The following is a 5,109-nucleotide window of genomic DNA, read 5'->3' as shown; positions in this document are numbered from 1 at the left end:
CACGGTGACGGCGCCGGCCCGTGCCGTATGCGGTTGTCCTGGCCCGCGCCGTCTCCCCGAGTGGACGGCGCCGGGCTGCTCAGAAGGGCGGGCTAGCTTTCCGCCAGGATGTGGGAGAGCTCCTGGTCCAGATCGAAGTGCCGGTGCTCCGTGCCGGGCGGCACGGCGGCGTCGGTTCGCTTCAGGAAGGACTCGAGGGCCCGTGCGGGCGCCTCGAGCAGGGCCTCCCCCTCAGGGGAGCTGAGGGCGATGCAGACAACGCCCTGACCATGGCTGCGGGACGGCCAGACGCGGACGTCTCCGGTTCCGGTGGGCCGATGCAGCCCCTCGGCGAGAAGGTCGCGGGCGAACACCCACTCGACGGTCTCCTCGGCTCCGGTGTGGAAGGTGGCGTGCACGGCGTAGGGGTCGGCCGTGTCGTACCGCAGGCCTGCGGGGACAGGCAGGGAGGACTCGCTCGACACAACGAGGCGCAGGTGCAGCTCGCAGCTGACCGTGGTGTTCATAAGCGCCAGGGCCTTTCGCTCAGTGTGCGCTCGGGGATTCGCACGTCGGCGAAATCGACATGCCACCTACGGTGCCGTTGTAAACCCCTCTGAGGGTTTTGCGTGCGTTTACGACACTCTTCCGGCCGAGAACTCGTACCGGATCTACGACCATTCCAGTGATGTGAATCACTCGGGTAGCGTTGTCGGTATGAATACGGGGAGTGACCAACCTGGGCTCGGGTCCCGCGCGCCGGAATTCATCAAGGCGCGCAGACTGCTGCACCGCGGCTGGCAGGCCGGCGTCTTCGTGATCGGCCTCGCGGTCGTGATCGCCGGCGTCGCCATGCTCGCGCTGCCCGGACCGGGCTGGGTGGTGATCTTCGCGGGCATGGCGATCTGGGCGACCGAGTTCGTCTGGGCCCAGGTCGTGCTCCGCTGGACCAAACGCAAGGTCACCGAGGCGGCACAGCGTGCCCTGGATCCCGCGGTGCGCCGCCGCAACATCGTCCTGACCGTGACCGGAGCGGTGATCATCGTGGTGCTGTGCACGATCTATCTGTGGCGGTTCGGACTCGTGCCGCCCTGGAAGATCAAGGGCCGGTGAGCCGCTCGCACCGCCCCGCGCGGGCACCGGCGGGCCGCTGGTCGAAGGCACCGCCTGACATGGGGTAATCTTCTTCCTGTGCCCGGGCGATTAGCTCAGTGGGAGAGCGCTTCGTTCACACCGAAGAGGTCACTGGTTCGAACCCAGTATCGCCCACCCCGGACCGACGGCCCATCCGCGAAAGAGCGGATGGGCCGTCGTCGTATTCGCCGGCCATGACGAACCGTCACCCGGCGGAAGAAGTTCCGGTCACACGCAACTGGCCGAAACTGTCCGGGATTTCCGGAAAGCCGCGGACTTTCCCGCGCGCCGCACCTGGAGCGGCGAATTCCGCGTTGTCCCAACACCGGTGAACGGCAAGCGATCTGAGCCCTCCTCAGTGTCCGGCGCGGCCGGCCGCCCGGGGGCGGGCAGACTCGGCGCATGGACTGGAACCACTACCGCTTCCGCAGCCCATGGCACCTGCCCGTGCCGCCGGCCGCCGTCTTCGCCGTACTGGAACGACCCGAGGACTACCCCCGCTGGTGGCCCCAGGTGCGCTCGGTGACCCGGCTCGACGACGCCACCGGCATCCTCACCATCCGCTCGGTGCTGCCGTACGCCATGACCTTCACCGCGCACGAGCGGCGCCGCGATCCGGCCGCCGGGATCCTGGAGATCGCCATGAGCGGCGACATCGAGGGCTGGGCCCGCTGGACGGTCACCGCCGCGGGCGCCGGGACGCTCGCCGTCTACGAGCAGGAGGTCGACGTCCGCAAGCCTCTGCTCCGGCGGCTGGCCGTGCCAGGGCGCGCGGTCTTCCGCGCCAACCACCGCCTGATGATGCGCGCCGGACGGCGCGGACTGCTGCGCCGGCTGCGAGCGGTTTGAAGGATCGGCGTCGGGACCTGTATTGTTCAGTGCGTTCCCGGGCGATTAGCTCAGTGGGAGAGCGCTTCGTTCACACCGAAGAGGTCACTGGTTCGAACCCAGTATCGCCCACCGGGAAAGAGCCGGTCCGCAACAGCGGACCGGCTCTTTTTGCTGCCGAGGGAGGGATGGCCCCGGGCAACTGGGCGGCCGCACACCGGTGATGCACCGGCGGAACCACCCGTCGCCCGCGGGAGCGGGGGACGGCAGGATGCCGGAGTGACTCATCCGCTCCGGCTCCGTGACTTCCGGCTGCTCTTCGTCAGCCGCACCATGTCCACGCTCAGCGACGCCCTGGTGCCCACCGCCCTGAGCCTCGCCGTGATCGAGGTGACCGGCTCGGCGACCGCTCTGGCCGTGGTGCTCGGCTGCGCCCTGGGCGCCCGGCTGCTCGCACTGCCCGTGGCCGGCGTCGTGGCCGACCGGTACGACACCCGCTGGGTGGCCTTCGGCGCCGACCTCACCCGGGTCGTCACCCAGGCCCTCGTCGCCGTCCAACTGGTCGGCGGCCACCCCTCGATCCCGCTGATCGCCACCGCCCAGGCCATGGCGGGGGTGGCCTCGGCCGTCAGCCTCCCCAACCTCGCACCGCTCGTCACCCGGGCCGTACCCGGCCCCGGACCGCAGCGGCAGAAGGCCAACTCGCTGATGGGCGTGGCCAAGAGCATCTCCCAACTGGCAGGACCCGCCCTCGCCGGCGCGCTGATCTGGGCGGTCGGCATCGGCTGGGTCTTCGTCCTCGACTCCGCCGCCTTCGCCGTCAGCGCCACCATGCTGCTCCTCGTCCGCCTGAACCGGGACGGGCCGCCGCCCGGCGCCCGCCGCGCGATCCTCGCCGGGCTGGTCGAGGGCTGGGCCGAGGTGCGCGCCCGGGACTGGTACTGGATCAGCCTGATCGCACACGCCACCTGGAACTTCGCCGCCAACATCCTGCTCACCCTCGGCCCGCTCGTCGCGGTCACCCGGCTCGGCGGACAGGGCACCTGGATCGCGGTGACACAGGCCGGCGGCATCGGCCTGCTGGCCGGCTCGCTGCTGGCCGGACGCGCCCGGCCCCGGCGCCCGATCCTCGCCGGCAACCTGGTCCTGGCCGGCTACGCCGTGCCCCTGACCCTCTTCGCGATCGGGGCCCCGGTGCCCGTGCTCGTGGCCGGGTACGGCGTCGCCATGGCCGGCCTCGGCTTCCTGAACCCCACCTGGCAGACCGCCGTGCAGACGGCCGTCCCGCAGCACGTGCTCGCCCGGGTCAGCTCCTACGACTGGCTGGTCTCGCTCGCCGCACAGCCCCTCGGCGTCATCCTCGCCCCGATCGCCCTGCACGCCTGGGGTGCCCGGCTGCCCTTCGCGCTCACGGCCGTCCTGGTCGCCACCGTCTGCGCCGGTACCGCACTGGCGCCCGGCGTGCGCGAGCTGCGCCTCGAACAGCCCGCGGACACCCCGGTCGACGGCCCCCGCTCGCTCCGCGCGGCCGCGTCGGACAAGGCGACGGGCACGGCCTGACCCCTCGTCCGGGGGCCTCGCGCACGAAACGCGACACGGCCCCCGCGGTGCTCGCACCACGCACACCGGCGCCGACGAGACGGCCGGACCCACGCGTAGAAGCACCGGAGGCTCTGGGGTCTTTCGTCCGGACCAGCCCGACATGATCCAAACGAGAGGTCCTAAGCCGCCGCCGGCATCTCCGGCCGCAGCGGCCACTCCGTGCTGACCGTCTCCTCCGATCCATTGCGGGCGAACCAGGACTGGAGGCCGCGGGCCTGGGCGGCATGCCAGTTGGCCTGGAGGGTGTGCAGCTCGGCGGGGGAGAGGCGTTCGAGGCGGGTGGCGAAGCGGCGGCCCAGCGCGCGCACCACCTCCAGCGCGGCCAGCGCGTCCGCCGCCGCGTCGTGCGCCCCCTCCAGCTCCACACCGTAATGCGCGCACAGATCCGTCAGCGTCCGGCGCCCCTTGCGATAGCGGTCCAGATGCTTGTCCAGCACCCGCGGATCCAGCACCCGCAGCGGCACCGAAGGAAACCACCGCTCCAGCGACGACGCCCGGTGCCGGCGCAACTCCCGGTCCAGCAGCGTCAGATCGAACGGCGCGTTCATCACCACCAGCGGGCGCCCCCGCGCCGCGTGCTCCGCCAGCTGCTCGGCTATCTCGAACATCACCGGCGCCGGCCAGCGCCCGTTGCGCTGAAGGTGCTCCTCCGTCAGCCCGTGCACCGCTATCGCCCCCGCCGGCACCGGAACCCCCGGGTTCACCAGCCAGCGCGAGACGCGGGGCAGGGTCTCCGGCGCGTCCTGGACGACGACGGCGGCCGACACGATCCGGTCGGTCTCGACGTCCACACCCGTGGTCTCCGTGTCGAAGGCGGCCAACGGCCCCTCGTACCAGTACGTCATCCCAACCCAACTCCTCGTTCACCCACGGCAGATGACGTCCCGTCTTCTGCCAGTTTGGTGATACCCGGGCCGTTTGCGCCGTACGCCGGACGGAGACAACAGGAGTACGGGTCTTTGCAGTTCAGCAGCCCGCAGCGGGGAAACTCTTGGCTCGGAAGGCTGTTGGTCATGGCCACTTTGCAGCCCGAGCGCGGTGGGCTGCTGCCCGAGCGCACGGGCACCGTCCGCGGCTCGCTCGCCACCACCGCCTGCATGGAGACACTCCAGGTCGGCTATCTGCACGCGGTCGCCGCCGCGGCCGGCTGCTCGCTGTCCCAGCCCTTCCCGGACAACGGCATCGACTGGCACGTCAGCCACAGCGCGCCCGGCCACACCGTCGACGACGAGGTCACCATCAAGGTCCAGCTCAAGGCCACGTACCAGATACCGCCCCACCCCCCGGGCCGCACCTTCTCCTTCACCCTCGACAACGACCATCTGCGCAAGCTCGCCCGCACACCCGTCTCGGTGCACAAGATCCTCGTCGTGATGCTGGTCCCGCGCGCCCAGGACGACTGGCTGCGCGCCGGCCACGACCGGCTCGACCTGAGGCACTGCTGCTACTGGGTCAACCTGGCCGGCCACCCGCTCACCGGCCGGACCCGGACCACCGTGCGGATACCGACCACACGCATCTTCGACGACCGGGCGCTGTGCGAGATCATGACCCGCGTCGGGACGG

Annotated in this window: 6 protein-coding genes and 2 tRNA genes; 6 read left to right on the top strand and 2 right to left on the bottom strand. The window is 71.1% G+C overall.

Annotation, left to right across the window (positions count from 1 at the left end; translation table 11 throughout):
* Positions 1-92: 92 nt before the first annotated feature.
* Positions 93-506 carry an SsgA family sporulation/cell division regulator gene (locus CCN72_RS33530; RefSeq protein ID WP_004002642.1) on the bottom strand — a complete coding sequence of 138 codons (414 nt, stop codon included), beginning with the start codon at positions 504-506 and terminating at the stop codon, positions 93-95.
* A gap of 190 nt (positions 507-696) precedes the next feature.
* Here CCN72_RS33530 and CCN72_RS33525 point away from each other — a divergent pair, with 190 nt between their 5' ends.
* From CCN72_RS33525 to CCN72_RS33505, 5 genes are all read left to right on the top strand, one after another.
* The gene (locus CCN72_RS33525; protein WP_086812035.1) at positions 697-1,092 is read left to right on the top strand and encodes a TIGR02611 family protein; all 396 of its coding nucleotides are present in this window, start codon (positions 697-699) and stop codon (positions 1,090-1,092) included.
* Between the two features lie 84 nt (positions 1,093-1,176).
* A tRNA-Val gene (locus CCN72_RS33520) sits at positions 1,177-1,248 on the top strand.
* Positions 1,249-1,515: 267 nt separating this feature from the next.
* Positions 1,516-1,962 carry an SRPBCC family protein gene (locus tag CCN72_RS33515; RefSeq protein ID WP_086812033.1) on the top strand — a complete coding sequence of 149 codons (447 nt, stop codon included), beginning with the start codon at positions 1,516-1,518 and terminating at the stop codon, positions 1,960-1,962.
* A 39-nt stretch (positions 1,963-2,001) separates the two neighbouring features.
* A tRNA-Val gene (locus CCN72_RS33510) sits at positions 2,002-2,073 on the top strand.
* 147 nt (positions 2,074-2,220) lie between these two features.
* Complete coding sequence (locus tag CCN72_RS33505) at positions 2,221-3,501, top strand: MFS transporter (protein ID WP_086812031.1); 1,281 nt, start codon at positions 2,221-2,223, stop codon at positions 3,499-3,501.
* A gap of 161 nt (positions 3,502-3,662) precedes the next feature.
* On the opposite strand, the gene CCN72_RS33500 is transcribed toward CCN72_RS33505, so the two are convergent.
* The gene (locus CCN72_RS33500) at positions 3,663-4,388 is read right to left on the bottom strand and encodes a 3'-5' exonuclease (protein ID WP_086812030.1); all 726 of its coding nucleotides are present in this window, start codon (positions 4,386-4,388) and stop codon (positions 3,663-3,665) included.
* Positions 4,389-4,556: 168 nt separating this feature from the next.
* Here CCN72_RS33500 and CCN72_RS33495 point away from each other — a divergent pair.
* Positions 4,557-5,109 (top strand): DUF4365 domain-containing protein (locus CCN72_RS33495; protein ID WP_086812028.1); only part of this gene is annotated, 553 nt, incomplete at its 3' end.

The sequence above is a fragment of the Streptomyces murinus genome (assembly GCF_002154555.1).
GTDB lineage: Bacteria > Actinomycetota > Actinomycetes > Streptomycetales > Streptomycetaceae > Streptomyces > Streptomyces murinus.
Note: the sequence above shows the minus strand (reverse complement) of the source record. Positions and strands in the feature narration are given on the sequence as shown.